This window comes from Aureispira sp. CCB-QB1, assembly GCF_000724545.1.
Lineage (GTDB): Bacteria > Bacteroidota > Bacteroidia > Chitinophagales > Saprospiraceae > Aureispira.
This window is the reverse complement of record NZ_JHBV01000041.1, coordinates 252,169-272,241: the sequence shown is the minus strand read 5'-3', so window position 1 is coordinate 272,241 and position 20,073 is coordinate 252,169. Positions and strand designations below refer to the sequence as shown.

Sequence of the window (20,073 nt, the reverse complement as noted above, 5' to 3'; positions counted from 1 at the left end):
TCTTCTATCGCTTAGGATAGAAGATTATCTAGTGTTTTGATAACGTTTACAATGCTTGAATTCCAGGTCATCGTTGGATGACTAACTTTTGAGTGTAAATATCTGCCTCATGTTCTAGACGAACCCAATATGTTCCATTCGGAATTTGACTTACGTCATAACTAATAAAGGGGCTATCTGCATTAAATGTCTGATGAACAGTGCGTCCCAACATATCTATAATGCTAACGTTATAAGAGCTGTTGAGTGGTCGGACAACTTTTAGATAGAATGTATTTTGACTAGGATTAGGCATTATTTTAAAGTAGTTGCTGGCAGGATCAATAGAGGTGATAGAAGATGCGACACTAACGGTAATATCTTGCTTGATATAACAACCACGTGCATCGGATACCCTAACTTCATACACATCGGGTGCAAGCCCCGATACGCTATCTGTAGTTTGACCAGCTAAGCTGCCTTGCCAATCATAAACATAGGGTCCTGTACCATTGTTGGCTAAAAGTGTAATCGAGCCGTCGTTACTAGTGCCAGAGGAAGCATCTACAACAGTGTTGTTCAATGTCATTCCACCACTTAAATCCATGTATAGTTCAAAAAATGCAAAAGCAGAAAGAATGGCTAATGGAGCACAAGCCGTATGATCTAAGGTAGGTCCTAGTTCTGTTGCAGAGACATTTAGAGCGCCCAAAGCAGTCATTGTGTCCAGTGCTACAACAGAATTGCCATAAAATACCTGTTCGTCTCCTTCACAATAATACATAGCCAAAGGAGCTTGAGGAACCCAACTATAAACATCTTGCTCTCTTAATAATACCCTACCAAAATGGTTGGGGTCGTTTATATAATTACTAAAAAAAGTAGAATCCAGCATATGACTTGGGGTATCTGGTAATTGATTGTTAATCCAACCTGTAGAATGAACGCCATCAAAATAACTTGGTAGTAATGTATCGTAAGGAGAACGGAAAATCTCAGAAAGATTGTTGTAGACATTCCCATATGCCTCTTGCGCACCCAAAATAACATAAGGTAAATAAGCTGGAGTTGCATAAGGTTGAGGGTTCGTAATGGTCGCAGCTTGTACACCTGATACATCGTAAGGTCCCGACATAGGAGCGCAAGCAGTTACTGTAAATTCGTTGGAAAGATTGGTTTCAATTTCTTTGAATGCTGCCATTGTAGAATGACCACCTTGAGAATAGCCAAACAAAAAAACTTGGTCGTTTAAATTAAAACCTAAACTATCTTTCAGCTCACGAGCAGCTCGCATCATGTCAATAGTGGCAGAAGCCTCAGTTCTAGAATTTATATAGGGATGAAATCCAGGTTCGTCTCCTAAGCCTAAGTAATCGGGCATGGCACAAACGACGCCAGCAATAGCAGATGCCAATACCCCAATTTGATACTCGGAGCCACCTTGATAAGAAGGAACACTTGTTTTGGTAGTTGTTGTTCCGTGTTGGTAACTGACCAAAGGAACAGGACAGGTAACACCCGTTGGCACTACAAGTGCTCCTGTGGCAATTGTCGTTCCATTCCCTCTTGCATTAGATGTTGTATAACTTACTTTGTAATAATCTAATTCAAATTCAGGGGCTACAACAGTAGGCGGAATCCCAAAGCCATTTAAAATCGCTTGGACATCTTGAATGTCGTAATGTTGTACGAGTTGATAGGAAACTAAATGTTGTTGTCCTAGGCTAGTTTGAAGCAGAGAAAAAGAGAAAACACAGAGTAAAATAAGTTTTTTCATTCGATTTGGTTTTGATTGTAAAAAGTTTGATCACTTTAATATAATGATTTTAAAGGAGTTTTTAACGATAAAAATAATTTGCTTTGCGTGATTCCTTTTTAGTAGAAAAAGAATAGATCTAAAAACAAGATGATTTAGTTGTATTGTTACCGTGCGGTTTCAATGAGTTGCTAGATTAACAAAAGTCTGCTAAAAGGACGTATTGATAGATTTTAAAAAAATAAAAGAATAATTACCATGAACACACTATTAAACAAAGAACTTAAGTTGGTTTTATTATGGTTGTTATTTCCTATGTTAGGAATGGCTCAATCTGGGAATTGGATGTCGAGTAAACAAATAGAGAAAGACAACTTATTATTTATAGAAGGAGGTACGTATAACATGGGGCAAGATGCAGAGGAGGATATTGTTCGTAGAGTAACGGTTAGTGCCTTTTATATAGCACCAACGGAAGTAACGAATAAGGAATATAGGGCATTCATCAATTGGCTAAATAAGCACAATAAATCACAGGTAGTAGCAATGTTACCTGATACAAGTATATGGCAACGTTGTGTCTCTAAAGAGGTCGGTGAGCAACTTGTTAACGATTATTTTAGACTTCCAGCATTTGATTATTATCCTGTTGTTGGGGTATCTTGGTTGCAAGCTACTGCATTTACAAAATGGAAATCGGACCGTTATAACGAACAGCTCGCTAAAACAAGCGGATTGTGGTCTTCAGAGATGCAAGAGAAATATGCTTTTTCTACGGCTGAATTCCTTTCGGGAACTTATCATAAAAAAGAAGGGATAGATTTTCCTAATGGTCACAATCTATTCTTGCCCAATCATCGATTACTAACCGAAGCAGAATGGGAGTATGCAGCTTGGGCATTAATTGGCAAGCGCCTTCAAAATGAGGATGGTTATGTGGCTAACCAACAATTAGTATCGACACCTACGGACGGGAAAGAAAAGCATTATAAAAAAGAGATAAACCAAGAAAGAAAAAAAGCCTTGCGCCACGCTCGAAAATATCCTGTTCCTAATTATTATAATGCTGAGAAACACAACTTGCCTAAATGTGTCTTTGAAGGAGATATTAATGCTTATGGGATTTTTAATATGAATGGGAATGTAGCAGAATGGGTGTACGATGTTTATCAACCTATTTCCAAAGTAGTGGAAAACATTCCAAAACCAATAACGGCACCTCAATCCAAGGATACTCAAAAAACAATTCCTGAAGATCAAATGAGTGTCATAGAAACACCATGGGAAGAAGTGGTCGCAAAAGGGAAGGCTGCTCAGTCTCATTTAAAGGTAGATGCCAATAGCTTACGTGTACTTAAGGGCGCTAAATCTGTTAATGAAAAAAGCCCAGGAAACCGAAAAGGCGCAAAAGCTGGAGGGCAACAAGAGCGTTTGATTGGTTTTAGATGTGGGATGACTAGAGTAGAACCATTGGAGTAAAAAGATTCGATACATTTTTAATGTTTTATGGAATGATGGGGATTGCTAAAAGAAGGATGAGTTAGAATATACTTATCTGTCAGTGATTCTAAAAATGCCACCAAATCCTTTTGTTCTTGAGTATTCAAATGAAGTGGACGAATAAGAGGACTTTTGTGTTTGTGTGGTTGTCCTCCTCTGTTGTAATGTTGGATGACCTCTTCTAAGGTTTGAAGGCTGCCATCGTGCATATATGGAGCACTCATGCTAATGTTTCTTAAGGAAGGCACCTTAAAAAGAGCCCGATCTTGTTCTTGATAAGTCAGCCGAATTCTACCAGAATCAGCATAGTGTTCGTATAGACCATTGTTTTGAAACGAAAAATTAGAAAAATGAGGCGGGGTATGACACGAAGAACAATCTGTTTTATGACTCATAAATAGTTGTAGCCCTCTTTGAGCACTAGAACTAAGCGCCTTTTTTTTACGATAGTAAGTATACTTGTCGTAAGGAGAATGGGCAGCAACCAAACTGCGTTCAAAAGCAGCAATAGAACGGGTGACAACATAAGGGTCAGGAGGGCGATTATAAGCTGCTAGGCTCATGGTACTATAGAGGCTGTCTTTGGCGATTCGTTGGGCGGCCAATACTATATTAAAATCGAGCTCATGTGTTTCTTGAATAGGAACTAAGATTTGCATTTCTAAAGTAGGGACACCTCCTGCTCTTGTAAAATAGGGGGCATAGGCAACATTAACTAGAGAGGGCGCATTTTGAGTCCCGAGACGTTGTTCTACACCCAAACTAAGGGGCACACTGTCGGCAAAAGCAAATTGCTGTTTGTGACAACTGGCACAAGATACGGTGCTGTCTTTAGATAGAATAGGGTCGTAGAAAAGCATTCGCCCTAACTGAACACGGAGTTCTGTTGGTAAGTTATCTTCAGGGTGTTGGATACTTGGGAAATTATGAGGTAAATTATCATAAAAACCCATGGAAGAACTAGCTGTATGGCATCCTATTGTGCCATAGCAAAAAATAAAAACCCACAAAGATAGAGTAACCACTTTTAGCATAAGTTATATTTGATATGATTGTAGAGGCGTAGCCTTAAAACTACGCCTCTATTAGTAATCAACTAAAAAGGAGAGCTATATTCCTCCTTGGTTGCTAGCTTATCGTCTGTTAATGTTTTCAGAAAAGCAATTAAATCTTGAATGTCTTGGTTTGAGAGCATTAACCCTCCATTGTGATAAGGGTATAATAATGCTGGATCTATAGTAGGAGAGTTGATCAAACCTGTATTATAATGTTGAACAACTTCCTCTAAGGTCTTGAAGCGACCATCGTGCATATAAGGAGCTGTCAATGCTATATTTCTCAACGAAGGAACCTTAAATTTAGCTTTGTCAGAACTATTAAGAGTTGCCTTTTCTCTTCCATTATCTGTAAAAATAGAGTCCAAGCCATTATTCATATAATCATCATTCTCGAAGTTTTTTCCTGAGTGGCAATGCGCACAATCGGCACCAGATATAGCAGGAAAAGATGGATTGTATTCGTTGAAAAATAAATCTTTTCCTCTTTGTTCAGCGGTTGTTAGAGCGACTTCACCTCGCAAATGTCGGTCATATTTGCTATCTACGGACACAATAGAAAACATAAACTGTTCTAGTGCTAACGCTATGCGTTCTTCTGTAATAGTCTCATCGCCAAAAGCCAAAAAGAATTGATTGCGGTATTGTTGTTCCGCCTGTAGTTTAGCGACTACACTGGGCATCGTTTCTTGCATTTCCAGCGCATCTTGTATTGGTAACAATGCCTGATGCCTAAGCAATTCGGCACGTCCATCCCAAAAAAATCCATTGGTATTCCATGCTAAATTAAAGACAGACATTGCTTGTCGATGCCCTCGAAGGTCATTAACACCTTTTGAGAAAGTAGCGGTATCAGAAAAACCATACTCTTGCAAATGGCAAGAAGAGCAGCTAATAGAAGCATCTAAAGACAGCTTTTTTTCGTGAAATAACATCCGCCCCAATTGCACACCATCGGTTGTAAGTGGATTGTCCATTGGCAGATTTGGTGGTGGCAAGTCTCCAGTTTCTAATTGATAAGCAATAGGTTTATAAACTAGTGGTTCTTCTTTGGTGTGGCACCCGTATCCCAACAATATAATTGAGAGTAAGAGGCAAACAGGAAGAAGTTTTGTGTTATTACTGTTATTCATGAGTCACGGATATTTTTTGTGAAGTAATAACTTGTCCTTCTTTTTTTAGGTTCAAAATATACCAACCAGCATCTAAAAATTGGATGTTCTTCTTGTCAGGAGAGGCAATAATATTGGAATATACTTTGCCCGTCATATCATAAATCTCAACACTAGTATCCAACGATTCATCAGCATCAATCGTTAATGTTTGCCCTACTCTTACGGGATTGGGATATATAGAAATCGTGCTAGAAGCCAACTTGACAACAGGCACAGACATAGAACCATCCGAAAATACTAGGGTGTTAAAATTGTTGAGAACAGTCCTAGCAGCACCTGTTTCTCCATGACTAACAACTCCCGAACTGACATCTATAGAGTGCAATGCTTTGGCATAATCTGCATCAATAATTACTTCTAAATCATTATTATTGATATAACCATTGGTCACAATCGTTTTAACTTTGTAGTTGCTGTCGCCTAAGCCGTGCATTTGAAAAACATCAGACATAGAGGAACCTGAAACGCCCTCGAATGCAACGAAACGATAGCCAGCTGTCCACCCCCAATGCATAGAAGGTGATTGTGGCGCTAGAGGATGATTGGCAGGATAAGTCGTTGGGTCTAAATGATTTTCTGCATTACCTACCCCAATGCCAAAAGAAACACTATCTAAGTTGTTAATATTAAAATTACCTAGTAATTGATTAGTAGAGGTATTGGCATTAACCAAAATAAAGGTATTGTTGACAGCTGTTTGAGTACCATCATGGTAAAGCGTAATATTGCTAATGTAGTATTGTAAACGAGTTACTTGAAAATCACTACCAACATTATTGGGTGTTGTCTGGTTAAAAGCAAAATTGCTGCTTCCAAGGAGATGATTAATTTTGAAGTAGACGTCTTTTTGAGCATAGGATGTCTGTAATGCTAAGGTAGCACAGAGGAATAAAATTATATTTTTCATTATTATGTATATTATTGTGATTAACTATTTTAATATAGTAGTTCGTTGATTCTTTACTTTTTTACCAAAAAGATAAAAAAGCACATTTATATTAGTTTGATAATCAAATTTTTAACACAAAACGCAATAAATTTACAACTTATTGATTATCAAGCTAATAAAGTTTAGCTGCGCTGCTACTGCGTGGTTTCAACGAACTATTGTTAATAGACTTTAAAAAGTTATTGTTATGCTTGTTCATTGATTGATTTGTCATTTAGTACACTAAAGACCTACTTTATACCATTGGTTATGGCATAAAAAATCAACAAGCAGGGCTAAATAAGCTTATAACACAATAGGTCTGGTGTCTCTATTGTAGCTATAAAGTAGCTATAAATAGTTGCTCTCTAACATAAAAATGATTGATGCAAAATGTATAAAGGAACATCTGGCGGAGGGAAAAAATAAGCAATAGGATGCTGAGCAAATGAGCTAAACCCTAGTATAGTATGTTGCTTTGGAAATATAGGTGCATAAAAAGGGAGTTGATGAAGGTATTGGGCGGTTGTTTCTAAATCTAATTCTGAAGAAACAGCGTTTAAGTCAGATTTTGCCAATGACTGTTCATCTAAACAACAAGGCTTCTTCTTAAAAGAGTTTTGTTGCTGCAAGAGAGCTTGATCAAAGCAACTTAGGTATAAGTTTTTGGAGTTTGAGCAACAAGTTTTAGCTAGTACCTTTGGGAATGCATTTTGTTCTTTTGCTTTTTGTTTTTTACAACAAGGTTGTATGGTATTAACAAAAAAAGCAATGGCTTTTAATTCATCTTGACAATAATGACTATAGGTTGCAATCCCTATGGTAGAGAATAGAACCGTCCAAATATTGAGAATATGAATTAACTTTAAGAACATGAAAGATGGATTGATTTTTGAAATAAAGTTTTATTAAAGTGGTTATTTTTGTTATTAAAATAGGATTTTTTATTAATTTGATAAGATATATTTTGAATAAAAAAACAACGAATGAACGATTCTAATCTGTAATTAGATTGTCAAGATACGATGTTTAAGAGATGGTGTTTATTTTTGTAGAATCTTTTTATTATAAGCTAAAAGTGTTAAATCTTAGTTGTAATAAAAAGAGAGGAAAAAAGATATTTAGGTACAAAACACCTAAATATATACCCGTTTATTTGCTAGTAATTTAGAGAATAGAATGCTACTTTTTATCTAGAAAATTGTCCTAAAACATTGTTGCACTCTTGCTTTAAGTAAAACTGAATTCTATGTTAAGGAATGGATTCCTTTAATTTCTACTAAAATATTGTTGATAATAGTTGTATCTTTAAAAATTCTTTATTCTTTTGAATGAAGGTTGAATGCACTTTTTATATCAGGGATAGGCTTGGAAATTTTAGCTGTGAAAACCAATTTTTTTTAAGCATACTCTCAAAAAACTTTGACCAAATGTTAAAGCATATTAATTGGTTTGCTGTTCTTTTTTTATTGGGAAATTACCCTATGTTAGCTCAAGTAAAAACAGCAGATTTAATTGCCAATTTAGAAAAAGAAGCACTTAATTTAGAAGCACGTCAAGCAGCATTGGCAGATGATTTGGAAATTTTGCGCTTAAAAAAAATTAAAGAAGATATTCGTTCTGTTGGGCTTCCTGAAGTGCCTGAAACTGTGAAAAATGAAGTGGTAGAACATGGTGCTATGATATTAGGTTATAACGAAACCCATGAACAAGCCAATTGGGTAGCTCATATTATTATACCAGCTGTCAACAAAGGTAATTTGTCTAGAACCAACGACTTTCGGCGAGATTCTTTGGTCTCTACTGGATCCGCTGTCAAAGCAGATTATTGGTATAGTGGTTATGATAGAGGGCATCTAGCTCCATCGGCAGATTTTAGATGGTCGAGCAGAGCAATTAGTGAATCATATGTTTATTCGAATATGGCTCCACAACGTCCAGAGTTAAATCGAGAGGGGTGGGCAGATTTAGAAAGTTTTATTCGAAAGCATGTATGGGTTAAAAATGAACAACTCTATGTAATTACAGGACCTGTTTTTGATAACGAAATGGAAACGATCACGCAAGGACCTAATGTTGTATCTATTCCCAAGCGATTTTATAAAGTGATTTTAGATGTAACTGGCGAAGAGAAAAAGGCAATTGCTTTTGTAATGCCCAACGAACTGTGTACACAACCTTTGGTCTCTTACGCTGTTTCTGTTGACGAAGTAGAAAAAATAACAGGCTTGGACTTTTTTCCCAATTTGGATGAGACATTGGAAAGCGAGTTAGAAGCTAATTTTGATTATGCGAAATGGGAAGAACTCAAAGAGGGCGAAATTCCTACACAAGAACCTTTGAAATTAAGCGAACGACCTAAAAATACCTTGAACTCTGTTGAAGCAGATTTGTTTATGAATAAAAAAGCATGTGTTTGTGGCATGGTTGTTTCGACACGCAAAACGAATGGAGGTTCGGTTTTCTTTAACTTTGATGCCAAATTCCCTAATCACACTTTTTCTGGCTCGGTTTGGGCTAGTAATATTAAGAATTTTAGCTATGACCCTGAAATTGAATTTTTAGGAAAAAAAATATGCATTACAGGAAAAATAACAGATTATAAGGGAAAGCCAACGATGACAGTTGAAAATGAAAAAAAAGTTACTTTTTTAGATGATAAAGGAAAAGCTTTACCCCGATAAAGAAGAGCCCTTTAATGTTGGAGAGGTGATTAAATCATATAATTTATGGAAGAGAATAATAACGAAACGGAAGAAAAAAGATATCTAACACCAGAAGAACAGTTGGAAAAAATAAAAGTATCTCGCCGATTACTTCGCACAAAAATAAAAGAGTTTATAGAAGAAGAGACAGGAGAGACTTATCAGTTGGAGGATGACTTGTATGGTATATTTAGAGCCCTTAGTCCTGCCCAGCAACAAACTATTACAGGCAAAATTGCACTATTCGAAAAATTTCCTAATCAATAAGTGATTGTTGGTAGCTGGTGTGTTTGTAATGTCTATAACCATGTTTTTGGAAGAAAAGTAGTTTAAAGACTTACTTTAAGACGAATAGAAATGTTTAAAAATGTTTGTCATTTTGCAGAAAAAAAGCTTATTATAGCAGTTTGGTAGTTTGTATTAGACGATTATAACAAACTATTGACAACGTTCATACGAAAATCAATTATAAAATATAATGACGAAAAATAAATCTTTTGAGTTTACCCCATTTCCTCATTCCCAAAAGATTAGCAACACTTCCGATCTTGAAGTTCCAGAAACACTTTATTTCAGAACTAAAGAAGAGTTTGATCGAGCTGTAGGGCAGGACTTTATTGAGTATGCCAATAAAATAATAGGGCAGGGACAAAAATTTCTGGTTGGACTGGCACATGGGCAATCTCCCGCTGGTGCTTACGAGTATATTTTGGAACATTACCATGAAATAAGCAATCCTTCGCTTATTCGTTTTACATTCACCAATTCTAGATTAAAACGCCAACGAGGTTTAGAAGGTGTTATGGATGCACGGGCATTTTTGACTAAAATGCTTCGTAAAGGGCTTATAACCAAAGATCAAATCTTAGGAAGAAGTCTAAATAGAGATGATATAGATCAATATGCAGAAGGGTTTAATAATCGTCTCAAGAACTATTTAAAAGAAAATAACAAGGTCGGGTTTGATTATGTTTTTCTGAGTTTTGACCCAACAGGAAAAGTGGCCGCTGTTTCTAGAAACTCTGAGGCTTTTGCATCTGATGAACTTGTGATTATTGTTGATGACGTAGGAGAGAAGGAAATAACAGGGACTCCTAGTTTTTTGGCAAAATCAAAGCGCATTGCATTTTTGGCTACCAAGTCAGACAAGCGCCGTCCATTGGCATGGTTGTATTATCGTTGGGGAAAAGCCAATGAAAGTCCAAGTTTTTTACGCCACATAGACAAGGTCCAAGATCGAATGACGGTATTTATAGACGATCAGGCATTGACTTGGCCTCAGATAGAGATTGTGCGCCAAACGCCTTATGGTCCTAGTACCATTCGTTTAGACTTTGCCAAGCCTTATGATGAGCATGCGACAGAAAAATTGCCTGTTGTTTTACTAATTCATGGATTTTTGGGCTTGAATTCCTTTGATGGAATTTTGGCAGAATTGCCAACACATCAGTGTATTGGAGCAGCGATGCACTATGGTTCTATTCCTCATGATCTCCCCCCGAAGCTGTATTCAAATCACGTGGTTAAGAACATCAATGAGGTTGTGACTTATTTTGGAGAGCGAGGGCATTCTGTATACATCTTCGATCACTCTATGGGGAATACCTATTTTATGCTAATGGATCGAGATTACAAAAGCCTATCTGGAATCCAAAAATACTTGTGTGGTAGAATTGGAGCAAACCCGTTTTTCTGCGAACACGCCAAACATGCCTTTATAGGTTTCCTAGATAATGTTTTATTGCCTGCTGTTAGTTTTAGAAAAAATACAGGGTGGAAAACAATGTTGATGACCTTGCGTCGCTTGGTTCCTTTGGATACGCGCAAAGGGGTGCGAAAAAGAGGCATCCGATTGACTGATTGGCTGATTCGAAAAGATTCGGTCACACGAGAGCGAATTTGGCAAGCCGTAAAAGAGCGGATTTTATATATTATGACCAATCTAGATTCTGTTCCTCACTTGGATAGAATACCAATTGAGCGAGCGTTGAGTCGTTTGCCTGCCAAAGTGTTTGCCATACAAGTCCATGCGGCTTTGTTAGAATCTAAATCACACGATAAGCAAACATCAATGGAAAATATGGCCAAATACAATGTGCCTGTTTTAATTCTTAAAAGTGAAAAGGATGCTATCGCCAAATTTTCGCCTAAATTACACCAAACACCTAATGTAACGGTCGTTGATGTAACGGACGAAAAAGAAACGGATTTGTTTAGAGAACATCTTTACCATATGGTCAATCCAGAAAAAGCAACTCATATTATAGTGGATTTTGTAGAACGGGTGGAGGAACAGCGTAAGAAGTCTTCTTATTAAGAGCAAATAAACGAACTTTATTAAGAAACCCTACCTTAAACATTTCGCAAGTGTTTAGAATCATATTGATTCTTATGCTTCTTCTTTATCTATCTGAAAAATAGTTATAACAAAAAATCAACATTTTAGAACAATACCAAGCCTGTCTATAACAAAAAGTAATATTTTAAATATAATAATAATAGCTTTGTTTTAATGTCAATCTTGACAGAGAAAGGAGATGCTTTTAGAGGTAAGTTTCATAGTGAATGACCAATAAAATTACTACTTGATTTTGCGGTTATTTGTGGTGAAGAATTCCTTAAAAACTCCACTTAAAACAAGCAAATATGATCGAAGGTATTTTAGATGCATTAGAACTTGCTAAAGAAATTGGTGATGTTGTAATTTCATTATCAGAAAGTTCTAAAACCTTAGAAGGTAGAAACCGATCAATGGTGATTAAGGTCTACAACAAAACACAATTCAAATTAATTTTTACTGCTTCTCATGAAGATTGGGGAAAATTATGGAAGGCTCCCACCAATATTGATGAATTTAGCGCCATGACATTTTCTGCGGCAGACTCAGATGGGACTATTTTAACAGGGCTTCAAGGCGGTGCTGCGTTTCGATTGGAAATGCCTGAAGAAGGAGGGGAAACAGAAACGTTAGACATTGCTATAGGCTTTGACAATCCAGAAATTGGTTCGGAAAAAACTTGTGTTATTTTTTCAGATAGCCCTAAAAAAGCAGCTGACGATGTCAAAAAAGATGGGCATTCTGCACTTTCCAAAACTTATAAAGGTAAGAATGTAAAAGGCGAAGATGTCACGATACAATTTAGAATTGCTTCTGTTCCAGCTCAAGAGAATACCAATATTATTATCACCCAGTTATTGGTAGATTGATCGTTTATTCTCCCCAAAAAATAGTATTAAAACAACAACAATAATTTAAAATATATATATCATGAGTAAGTTAAATTGGAAAGATTTAGAAAACAAAACGCATAAAGAGTTAATGGCAATTGTGGGAAAAATAGAAGCAGGAGCAAAAGATGTAGTAGAAGCGGGAGAAGCGTTTTATACCAAACACGAAAAGGAAATTAAGAAAGCAATTTGTGGTCATCAGAGTTCTATTTCAGGAAAGATTACCAAAGAAAATATAGATCAACTTGTTGAAACACTTGCAAGTCATTTGAATAAGACAGTTGATACGAAAGATAAGGTATGGGAAGCTCTTGCAGCACTTGCTGTTGATGCTTTAAAGCAAGGATTGAATAATTATTGTGCAAATTATAACGCTTAGAGTCAATCTCAATCCATCTATTGAAAGAAAAAAGTCCTCTCGGTATTGCTTACCGAGAGGACTTCATATATACAAAGATATCTATAAGCTTATTTAAAAGCATTAAGCCCAGTCACATCCATTCCTGTAATTAACAAGTGAATATCATGAGTACCTTCGTAAGTCAATACTGTTTCCAGATTCATCATGTGACGCATACAAGGATATTCGTTTGTAATCCCCATACCACCGTGGATTTGACGTGCTTCACGGGCAATTTCCAATGCCATGTGAACATTATTACGTTTGGCCATAGATACTTGAGCAGGAGTTACTTTTCCAGCATCAAACAAGGTTCCTAATCTCCAAGCTAACAATTGAGCTTTTGTGATTTCAGTGATCATTTCAGCCAATTTCTTTTGTGTCAATTGGAAACCAGCGATTGGTTTACCAAATTGCTCACGCTCTAAAGAGTAACGCAGAGCAGAATCGTAACAATCCAAACCAGCACCAATTGCTCCCCAAGCAATTCCATAACGCGCTTTGGTTAAGCAAGATAATGGACCTCTTAAACCTTTGATGTTTGGTAATAATTGAGATTTGTGAATACGAGCATCTTCAAAAACCAATTCACCAGTGACAGACGCACGCAAGGATAATTTGCCTTCAATCTTAGGAGCAGAGCAGCCCGGTGTATCCATTTCAACAATTAAACCACGAATGACACCTTCTTCATCTTTTGCCCATACAACCGCAATGTCAGCGATAGGAGAGTTGGTGATCCACATTTTTGCACCATTCAAGATATAGTAATCACCATCTTTTTTGATGTTTGTGGTCATTGATCCTGGATCTGAACCAGAGTTAGGCTCAGTCAAACCAAAACAACCAATCATTTCACCACTAGCTAATTTGGGTAAGTATTTTTCACGATGTTCCTCGCTACCATATTTGTAGATTGGATACATGACCAAAGAACCTTGAACAGAAGCCGCAGAACGAATTCCAGAATCACCACGTTCCAATTCCATCATCATCAAGCCGTATGTTACCTCATCAGCACCTGCACAGCCATATTTTTCAGGTAGACTTGGGCCCAAAGCACCCAACTCGCCAAGACCTTTGAGCAAGTGTCTAGGATAAATGGCACGCTCGTAAGCATCTTCTATAATTGGACTAACTTCTTTTTTTACCCATTCACGAGTAGCCATTTGAGCAATTTTTTGCTCTTCTGTTAGTAAACCATCTAAATCATAATAATCATGACCAGCATAACGATCTGTTTTTGCTGCTCTTTTGAATGTTGTGCTATCAACAGTTAGATTTTGCATAAAATAAATTTTCAACGGTTAAATAGTTGTTTTGGGGCAGGCTTGTAATCACTGATCAAACGCTGCAACAAATGTTGCCGCAAATTTACTAAGAATAAATTGATTTGTCTATAAATGGTCTAATATTCTAAAGGAGAATTCTTCCGATATAGGAGCTTCATTGCTTATTATTGATAAGTTTGGAGCGCTGGGTTTGACAAATCAAAGCCAAGTAAGTGCCCCTAACTGAACCTCTTCTGTTCGACCAGAATTAAAGGTTAGACGAATTTTAAAATCATGTGTATTGCTGCTCGCTGTTGGTTTTTGGGGAAAGGTAATGTTCCAATTGTCTATATAGTAGCTATCAAAATACTTATTGTCGATCCATTCTTGAGCAGATATACCATTAATAAGCAGCATTGGAAGCAAAGAATGCCCAGGCAAATAATTGTTGAATGGGGCGCTGCTAGTAATCGTAATATCAACCAAGCCGTCCTTCATGCCCAACTCACCAGGAATAGGGCAAGATATTGCATAGGCACTACTGATAAAGGGATTTGGACCTAGTTGGATATGGTCGCTCAAAAACTCGTATTCGTATTCTACTCTTAGTACAAGTGTATCTGTTACAATCGTATCTTGAATAGGTATAACACGACCATCAAAGCTAATTGGTGTGATCTGTAAAGTGGTTAAATTCCAGTAGTCGGGACGGTCACAACAACTCAATGCTAGACCGAATAAGCTAGAAATAATAAAAAGAATAAATAGTCTTGTTTTCATAAGTTGTATTTTTAAATTCGCTAGGCAATCATGAGATTGCAAGCTTAGTTAGGTAAACTATGAAGGATATAAAAGATGATTTGAATTGAATGAAAATCGAGCAAAAAAAGAACCAAAATTGTTTAAAACCTTATTTTAGATTGAACTTTTATGTTAAAGTTTGTGATTAATAGTTGAAAATTTACCACCAAACAATAAAGAGTTTTGAGTAGCTGCCTCCTTTTTGTTTTACCCAGCACATAGGAGCCCTTTTATTGGCGAGACTAATTTTAATTTGTTCCAGAATGATAGAATAAGACTTCCAATTTGTATGATGTATAGGAGCGCTGCCCCAATCTTGTTTTTGGGGTAGAAAAAATTGTTGATCTTGAAAAAACTTGTTGGTCTCAAATTCATCTAAACGCATCCAATAACCTTGTATGCAGGCTTTGTTGATAGAGTGGTCTTCACAAAAAGGAGCATAATAGGGTACGAAAAGGGCAGCTTTAAAACTTAGATGTTGTTCTATGGTAGAAGAATTGATGCCTAACTCGTGGAGCAAATCTTGGGTTTTGGGGCGTTGTAATAATGGAAACTGCTTTTGGGAAAGCTTATCCATTTTTTGTTGCAAACTATCTTTGTAATTGGGACCAATCCAAGGATCGTTGTGGTATAAACTTGCTTTAGGGACATACAAGTAAAATTTATAAACTTGTTCCAAATGAATTACTTGTCTACTGTGGCAGTGTTGTATCAAAAAGTCTATTTCTCCAAGGGTGATTTTGTTATCAAAAACTTGAATATTTTGAGCTAAAATTCTGTAAGGGGTATCATTTTGTAGATAATAGCTCATAAAATGTTCTACTCGTTTGCCCAGTACTAAATTGGGAGAAATGGCCTGCTCCCAATGTTGTAAGATGGATGTTGTCGGAATGGATGGAGCACTGGTTTCAAAAATAGAAAAGTTTTGACGTTGATGGGATGTTCTAACATCTTGTCCCTGTAGAAAGCCTTGGTATTGCTGTATTAAGCGTTGATGTATGGGAATAGTGTGCACAAGAATAGTTTTTGATGTAACAAAAAGGAAAAAGTGAATTAGAATAATGATATAAAAATTAGTACTCCGTTGATTACCTACGGTGCTACTTCGTGGTAGCTCCCTGCGGTCGTGAGAGCGCAAGCTTAGTTTTTAAGTTTGATTATCAGTTTTTTAGAGTTAAGGCAAGTGAGGGGTATCTTGCTGGTAATTAGGCTGATGCGATTTTTAACGGAGTAATGAAAAATACAACCTCTATTTAAAAAGCAGATAGACCCAACAATAGGAAAGGTCGTATACGTGAGCACTTAGTTACGCTGTTACGACGTGATTCCTATGAAGTGCTGATACACCAAAATTCATTCGATTGGCATCTACCTTCATATAGATGCGTCATCTACACCAAATAACGACAACATGAAGCATCTTTTTTCTTTTTATTCAATCGTTTTAAGTATCTGTTTTTTATTGTTATGGAACACTTCTAGTTTATTAGGACAAAGAAGTATTTATAACGAAGATATTAAATTAAAAGTAAAAACGACAGGCAAATTGCTATCTGCGAACAAATTAATCATGGTAATTGATATTGATCTTCCTGATGGTTGGAAACTTAAGGTAGAAGATGGATACGAATCGATGTGGCAAGGGGATATTGATACTGTAGATATGGCACTGAAATTTAGACCTAATACAGACTATCAAATAGCACAACGCTTGAAGGCAGATCGGAAACCTGGAATACATGGCTTTTATTATGAAGATGTACGTTTTGTTCAAACAATAAGAATAAACACAAGAGTATTGCCACTCTATATAGATGCAGAATTAAAATTATCTTTGGTTAGAAAGGACGAAAAGGATTTTGCAAAAGCAAATCCATGTTGTTTGCTTCAGGTTTGTCCAAAACGAAAGGCACAAAAAACATTAAATGTAGGATGGGATTGTGACAGAAGAGAGAAGGTTTATTTGGAAGATATTAAGCGTTGATTTTGGGGGGTGTCGTTAGTTGTTAAGATGAAAAAAATCTCTATTATTATTATTTATAATTAAATTGATATTATGCAAAAACTAAGCATACTAACGCTCTTTTTATGTATTCATTTTGGGGTATGGGGACAAGAAAAAACAACGTCTACCAAATCCACAATTGAATCCGTTACTGTTTACAAAAATAATGCTCGAATTCTTCGGAAAGCAAAGGCAAATATTCCCGCAGGGAGTAGTGAATTAATTTTAGAACAGCTGAGCCAAAAGATACTGATTAATAGCATTCAAGTTAAAATAAGTAACAGCAATGTGGTTTTAGTTTCTGCTGTGCCGAGGATTAATTACTTGAAACAAACAGAAGCCTCAGAGCGCTTTCAAACAATTAACGATTCTTTAGAATTAATTGCTCGTGCAATTAAAACCTTGACCTTAGATGAAGGTGTTGTTCGAGTGGCTAAGAAAACTTTATTGGAGAACAATCCTTTGGGCTCAGGTTACAAAGAGGGCTTTACGGTGAAAGAAGTCAAGGAAGTCATGGAATTTAAACGCAAAGAGTTGGCAGCGCTAGAGAAAGAGTTATTGGCATTGGATTATCAAAAAAAGGCTTTGCAAGAGCAAGAGCAAATACTTCGTCAACAACAAAACGCCTTGTATGGTGCTAGAAGCAAACCTTCTGGAGAAATTGTTTTAAAGTTACAGTCGACATCTAATGTAGCGACGGATATTGAAGTAGTTTATGTCGTAACAGATGCGGGATGGCGTCCTTTGTATGATCTGAAATCAGAAGGAGTTGGCAAGCCTCTGGAGTTGGTGTATAAGGCACATGTTTTTCAGCAAACGGGTTTTGATTGGCAACAGGTAAAGCTAACACTTTCTTCTAGTGATCCTTCTTTGAGCCACGATCGCCCTATTTTGAACCCTATGCAATTAAATTTATTGGCGACAACAAATGTTACTACCAAAAAGAAAAAAGGGAATACATATATTCAGTACCAAGGTTCTGGAAACGTGGTGTTAGAGTCTCAAATTCAAAAGAGAGATATAGATTTTATTAGACATAATCCTCAACGCTCTATTTCTAGTGTTGTAGTTACAACAGCCACTGTTAATGCATTGGATGAGGGCGAAGCAATTAACTCCAACGGTTCTCGGTCGTCCAGTAACGATGTTTATGTAGATGGAGTACGTGTCATTGGTAACGTTAGTATTCCTGAATCTGAAATTATAACTACCGAAGCTTTTACCGACCTCTTAGCGAATGAGAATCATACGATGGACTTTAACTTAGAATTGTTACAGGATATTCCAAGTGATGGAGAACAGCATATTGTAGAAGTTAAACGTCATGAAATGGAAGTGGACTATGAGTATCACATTGTTCCTAAATTGGATAAAGGGGCTTTTTTGTTGGCTAAAATAACAAATTATGGACAGTATAATCTGTTGAGTGGTAAGGCGAATATCTTTTTTGAAGGTGTTTATCTGGGGCAATCGTATCTGAATTCTAAAGTAACAACCGATACTTTGTTGTTATCGTTGGGGAGAGATGAAAAAATTAGTGTGCGTAGAGAAAAACTTAAAAGTGTCCAGAAAGAACAAGGGAACTTTGTAAAGGAACATCTTGGGTTTGAGATTAGTGTTCGAAACAACAAAAACGAAACGATTAAGGTGACGGTATTGGATCAAGTACCTGTTTCTAAGAATAAGGAATTAGAAATAAAACTACTGGAAAGTACGAGTGCTATTTTTTATGAACCTTATGGCTCTTTGAGATGGAGAAGGGATGTTCAAAAAAACGAGACCCTAAAATTAAAGTTTGAATACGAGGTTAAATATCCTAAAGATAGAGGTGTGACAAAAACAAATTAAGTTGTATATTCACATATTATGTAAGTGGTAGATGGGCGGATGGATGCGCGTGTCACTCCACTTTAATGAAAGAATAACCTTAATAAAAAGAAATGAGAACAGCTGTTTTTGCAGGGTCGTTTGATCCAATTACCAAAGGTCATATCAATATTGTTAAGCGAGCACTACCGATGTTTGATAAGATTATTGTTGCTATGGGAATCAATTCCGCTAAAAAATATTTTTTTGATACGGAACAAAGAATTGCTTTTTTGGAAGCAGCTTTTGAAGATGAACCTAAGGTAGAGGTAGATACCTACGAGCAGTTAACCGCATTTTATTGTCAAGAGAAAGGAGCTAATTTTTTGCTGAGAGGCTTGCGTAACTCGACGGATTTTAATTATGAAAATACGATTGCTAATTTGAACGCAACCATTGGCGAAAACTTAGAAACGGTTTTTCTGATAGCAGCAGCGGAATATTCTTGTTATAGTTCAACGGTAGTGCGGGAGATTATCAAAGGAGGGGGAGATGCCAGTATTTTCTTGCCAAAGCAAGTGCTTGCTTTGATGTAAACAGAGTGCCATCCATGATGTACTTATTGCCATCATGGATGCTGCTTTTAGAATGTTAAGTGCTGAACATATAATTTAAGGCGACAAATTGAGCTAAGAAGCCCACAAAGTATCCTCCGTAGATGTCTGAAACTTGATGAGAACCTAATAATAAACGAGCTGTCCCTACTAGTCCACAGCTCAAAATCCCAAAGATGAACAAGAATTCTGCGCCACCATAACTTCTTGCTATGATAATGATAATCATAGCTAAAAAACCTCCCATTCCAACCGTATGCATGCTTATTTTAGTAAATAAATTGATAAAAAAAGCAATAAATAAAGCGATGGTTGCCCCAAGAGTAAATATCTTAATTTCCAAAGGAAGCCCTGTTGTGCTGTTTTGTGCCACCATTGCCATATAAAAAACACCTGTCAAAATATAAGGAATTTTGCGCTCATCTTGTGTGGTTAAAGAAAGTGTTTGCACCATTCCTAGGGCTCGCATCAACAACACGCCAACCATTGGTATAATACAGCTAAAAGAGAGTAAGTGAACGAACCAGAGCCCTTTGGAGGTTACTTTTCCAAAAGCAAAGATGCGTTCTGTACTAGCCTCTCCAAAAAGAAATGGATTGAAATAAGCTAGCAATACATAGGCGTAACTCAACACAAACAAGGGATGAAAAATAATGGAAATGATTGTTGCTAATATTCTAAGAGGAAGCGGAACAACTTGTTTGTAGCGTTCTGCGGTAGCAATTTCCTGCTCATCTCTATAGTTGGTAATGGACATTGATGACAAATAATTTAACTCAAAATATAAATTTATAGTGTGGATGTGAAGAAGGTGATCACCTACCAACCCCCAAACTTTCGCAATATAGCA

At 36.6% G+C, this 20,073-nt stretch carries 18 protein-coding genes; 9 read left to right on the top strand and 9 right to left on the bottom strand.

Annotated features, from left to right (window positions below; all coding sequences use genetic code 11):
• Nucleotides 1–67: 67 nt before the first annotated feature.
• Nucleotides 68–1,756, bottom strand: a complete 1,689-nt coding sequence (locus CG11_RS21585) for a T9SS type A sorting domain-containing protein (RefSeq protein WP_052598924.1) — start codon at nt 1,754–1,756, stop codon at nt 68–70.
• Nucleotides 1,757–1,993: 237 nt separating this feature from the next.
• On the opposite strand from CG11_RS21585, the gene CG11_RS21580 reads away from it, so the two are divergent.
• Nucleotides 1,994–3,214, top strand: a complete 1,221-nt coding sequence (locus tag CG11_RS21580) for an SUMF1/EgtB/PvdO family nonheme iron enzyme (protein ID WP_052598923.1) — start codon at nt 1,994–1,996, stop codon at nt 3,212–3,214.
• Nucleotides 3,215–3,231: 17 nt separating this feature from the next.
• Here CG11_RS21580 and CG11_RS21575 read toward each other — a convergent pair whose 3' ends face one another.
• The 4 genes from CG11_RS21575 to CG11_RS21560 all read right to left on the bottom strand — a co-directional run bounded on the left by CG11_RS21575 (nt 3,232) and on the right by CG11_RS21560 (nt 7,268).
• Nucleotides 3,232–4,269: a cytochrome-c peroxidase gene (locus tag CG11_RS21575; protein WP_052598922.1), complete on the bottom strand. Its 1,038-nt coding sequence runs from the start codon at nt 4,267–4,269 to the stop codon at nt 3,232–3,234.
• Between the two features lie 62 nt (nt 4,270–4,331).
• Nucleotides 4,332–5,423, bottom strand: a complete 1,092-nt coding sequence (locus tag CG11_RS21570; RefSeq protein ID WP_052598921.1) for a cytochrome-c peroxidase — start codon at nt 5,421–5,423, stop codon at nt 4,332–4,334.
• Nucleotides 5,416–6,372: an MbnP family protein gene (locus CG11_RS21565; RefSeq protein WP_052598920.1), complete on the bottom strand. Its 957-nt coding sequence runs from the start codon at nt 6,370–6,372 to the stop codon at nt 5,416–5,418. Before CG11_RS21565 ends, CG11_RS21570 begins: the two co-directional genes overlap by 8 nt.
• A gap of 389 nt (nt 6,373–6,761) precedes the next feature.
• A complete protein-coding gene (locus CG11_RS21560) occupies nt 6,762–7,268 on the bottom strand; it encodes a hypothetical protein (RefSeq protein WP_052598919.1) in 507 nt (168 codons plus the stop codon).
• Nucleotides 7,269–7,823: 555 nt separating this feature from the next.
• Here CG11_RS21560 and CG11_RS21555 point away from each other — a divergent pair.
• From CG11_RS21555 to CG11_RS21535, 5 genes are all read left to right on the top strand, one after another.
• Nucleotides 7,824–9,077, top strand: a complete 1,254-nt coding sequence (locus tag CG11_RS21555) for a DNA/RNA non-specific endonuclease (protein ID WP_052598918.1) — start codon at nt 7,824–7,826, stop codon at nt 9,075–9,077.
• A gap of 45 nt (nt 9,078–9,122) precedes the next feature.
• Nucleotides 9,123–9,365, top strand: a complete 243-nt coding sequence (locus CG11_RS21550; RefSeq protein WP_052598917.1) for a hypothetical protein — start codon at nt 9,123–9,125, stop codon at nt 9,363–9,365.
• A 211-nt stretch (nt 9,366–9,576) separates the two neighbouring features.
• A complete protein-coding gene (locus tag CG11_RS21545; RefSeq protein WP_052598916.1) occupies nt 9,577–11,415 on the top strand; it encodes a 6-phosphogluconolactonase in 1,839 nt (612 codons plus the stop codon).
• Between the two features lie 329 nt (nt 11,416–11,744).
• Nucleotides 11,745–12,305, top strand: coding sequence for a hypothetical protein (locus tag CG11_RS21540; RefSeq protein WP_052598915.1), 561 nt, complete (start codon nt 11,745–11,747; stop codon nt 12,303–12,305).
• A 61-nt stretch (nt 12,306–12,366) separates the two neighbouring features.
• The gene (locus tag CG11_RS21535) at nt 12,367–12,705 is read left to right on the top strand and encodes a hypothetical protein (RefSeq protein ID WP_052598914.1); all 339 of its coding nucleotides are present in this window, start codon (nt 12,367–12,369) and stop codon (nt 12,703–12,705) included.
• Between the two features lie 89 nt (nt 12,706–12,794).
• On the opposite strand, the gene CG11_RS21530 is transcribed toward CG11_RS21535, so the two are convergent.
• From CG11_RS21530 to CG11_RS21520, 3 genes are all read right to left on the bottom strand, one after another.
• Nucleotides 12,795–14,015, bottom strand: a complete 1,221-nt coding sequence (locus tag CG11_RS21530; RefSeq protein ID WP_052598913.1) for an acyl-CoA dehydrogenase family protein — start codon at nt 14,013–14,015, stop codon at nt 12,795–12,797.
• 201 nt (nt 14,016–14,216) lie between these two features.
• Nucleotides 14,217–14,777 carry a hypothetical protein gene (locus CG11_RS21525; RefSeq protein ID WP_052598912.1) on the bottom strand — a complete coding sequence of 187 codons (561 nt, stop codon included), beginning with the start codon at nt 14,775–14,777 and terminating at the stop codon, nt 14,217–14,219.
• 181 nt (nt 14,778–14,958) lie between these two features.
• Nucleotides 14,959–15,813 (bottom strand): DUF1853 family protein, encoded by an 855-nt coding sequence (locus CG11_RS21520; RefSeq protein ID WP_052598911.1) that lies wholly within the window; start codon nt 15,811–15,813, stop codon nt 14,959–14,961.
• Between the two features lie 396 nt (nt 15,814–16,209).
• Between CG11_RS21520 and CG11_RS21515 the strand changes: the two genes are divergently transcribed.
• The 3 genes from CG11_RS21515 to coaD all read left to right on the top strand — a co-directional run bounded on the left by CG11_RS21515 (nt 16,210) and on the right by coaD (nt 19,205).
• On the top strand, nt 16,210–16,782 hold the full coding sequence (locus CG11_RS21515; RefSeq protein ID WP_052598910.1) for a hypothetical protein: 573 nt from the start codon (nt 16,210–16,212) through the stop codon (nt 16,780–16,782).
• A gap of 72 nt (nt 16,783–16,854) precedes the next feature.
• Nucleotides 16,855–18,651 carry a DUF4139 domain-containing protein gene (locus CG11_RS21510; protein WP_052598909.1) on the top strand — a complete coding sequence of 599 codons (1,797 nt, stop codon included), beginning with the start codon at nt 16,855–16,857 and terminating at the stop codon, nt 18,649–18,651.
• A gap of 92 nt (nt 18,652–18,743) precedes the next feature.
• Complete coding sequence (gene coaD / locus CG11_RS21505) at nt 18,744–19,205, top strand: pantetheine-phosphate adenylyltransferase (protein ID WP_052598908.1); 462 nt, start codon at nt 18,744–18,746, stop codon at nt 19,203–19,205.
• Nucleotides 19,206–19,260: 55 nt separating this feature from the next.
• On the opposite strand, the gene CG11_RS21500 is transcribed toward coaD, so the two are convergent.
• Complete coding sequence (locus CG11_RS21500) at nt 19,261–19,980, bottom strand: hypothetical protein (protein WP_052598907.1); 720 nt, start codon at nt 19,978–19,980, stop codon at nt 19,261–19,263.
• Nucleotides 19,981–20,073: the final 93 nt, after the last annotated feature.